Raw genomic sequence first — 1529 nt, forward strand, 5'->3', positions numbered from 1 at the left:
AGGCCAATTCACTGTCCATCGTGAAGATGTTTACAAACTAGAAGCACTCACTTTATTGTGTGTGAAGAAAGCTGGTGAATACTTGAAGATGGAGTGTCCATTAGCGTCGGATGCTAAAATCGGTTTAAACTGGTTACATACTCACTAGAGACTAATCATGAATTTAAAAGTCCTCACAAACGATTTACAGAGCCACCTAAGTGGTGGTTTATTTCAATACCGTCGTAAGAATAGCAGTTTAAGTGACGACGATGATAAGTTGTTAGATGATATTATCGGATGGAATACCCCTCGTATTGCTCCTGTATTCAATCGTGTGGGCTTTTATCTTCTGGATAATAAAACTGCATGGTATGAGTTCCAGATGCCGTCAGGGCGCTTTGTAGGCATCAAATATGGGAAAGAGTGGTTTGATTTCCAACTCAGTATTCATGAAGCCGATGAGAATCCTGTCGGTGAAGAAGAGTGGGTAATGGTTAAGCACCTCATTAAGAAAGGGGTGCTTAAATGGGATAAGCGTTGGCGTGATGAATCTTATCGTCGTGAACGTAAAAGACAGCACATCGATTCAATGAAGTATGTTGCTCAAGTTAAGAAACGTATCAGAACCAAAGTTGAGGAGAAAAGGAAAGGTGGCTAATGTTTGGTTCGTCGGTGATGGACACTTCGGACATAAAAACATCTTGAAGTTTCGTCCTCAATTTAAGTCAGTGGAAGAACATGACAACACCATCGTAGACGCTCTGAATGCCGTCTGTACGAAGCGTGATAAAATCTTCTTCCTAGGAGATTGGGTATTTGATAGAAGCGCTCTAAACGTCATACGTCGCATTCTATGCCCACATAAACACTTAGTGTTAGGCAATCATGACGACTACACTCTCATCCCTGAAATGCTTGAAGTGTTCGACACAATCAGTGGTGATATCAAGTACAAAGAATTCTGGTTATCTCATATCCCGATCCATCCAGATGAACTTCGAGGGAAGCGAAATATTTATGCTCATACGCATAATGCTAAAATCGAAGATGAGAGACGGTATTTCTGTACGTCATGTGAGCAGATTGATTTTAAGCCAGTCAGTCTGTTAGAGATTCGTCAGCACTTTGAATATCACGATAAGCGTAAAGGATTAGAACGCTTTAACAGGATTTGGTCAGGAGACAATTAATGCCTAACTTTTACAGGGATAGTAATTTAGTTTTTACAGATTCATTAAGTGATTTGTTAGAAATGGCAAGGGAAGCTCGATGGATAGCACAACATGCTGCATTTGAACCTGTCGACGCCCCTGTTTGTTGGTTCTGTCGAGACACACTAGTAAATGGAAATTGTTTAAATGAGTTATGCGAAGTATTACCTGTAACTAATACCCTTACCACATTGAATACCATTAACGGAGTATTTAATAATGCTGGAAGCTGGACTAACGGATTCAATACAACCCCCATTTGGAACACAATTCACTAAACTGAACATAGCATTAGATTATGACGATACGTACACAGCAAACAAAGCTATGTGGCAT

2 protein-coding genes are annotated in these 1529 nt (G+C 40.1%); both read left to right on the forward strand.

The window, feature by feature from the left end; genetic code table 11:
• Positions 1-157 precede the first annotated feature (157 nt).
• The gene (locus tag N1032_RS23075; protein ID WP_259542666.1) at positions 158-640 is read left to right on the forward strand and encodes a hypothetical protein; all 483 of its coding nucleotides are present in this window, start codon (positions 158-160) and stop codon (positions 638-640) included.
• On the forward strand, positions 633-1172 hold the full coding sequence (locus N1032_RS23080; protein ID WP_259542667.1) for a metallophosphoesterase: 540 nt from the start codon (positions 633-635) through the stop codon (positions 1170-1172). The genes N1032_RS23075 and N1032_RS23080 overlap by 8 nt, the downstream gene beginning before the upstream one ends.
• Positions 1173-1529 lie beyond the last annotated feature (357 nt).

Source organism: Herbiconiux daphne (genome assembly GCF_024979295.1).
Classification (GTDB): domain Bacteria; phylum Actinomycetota; class Actinomycetes; order Actinomycetales; family Microbacteriaceae; genus Herbiconiux; species Herbiconiux daphnes.

Bases quoted from the DNA above. Each gene is read 5' to 3' on its own strand.
- N1032_RS23075 (WP_259542666.1), top strand. From the start codon at position 158: ATGAATTTAAAAGTCCTCACAAACGATTTACAGAGCCACCTAAGTGGT.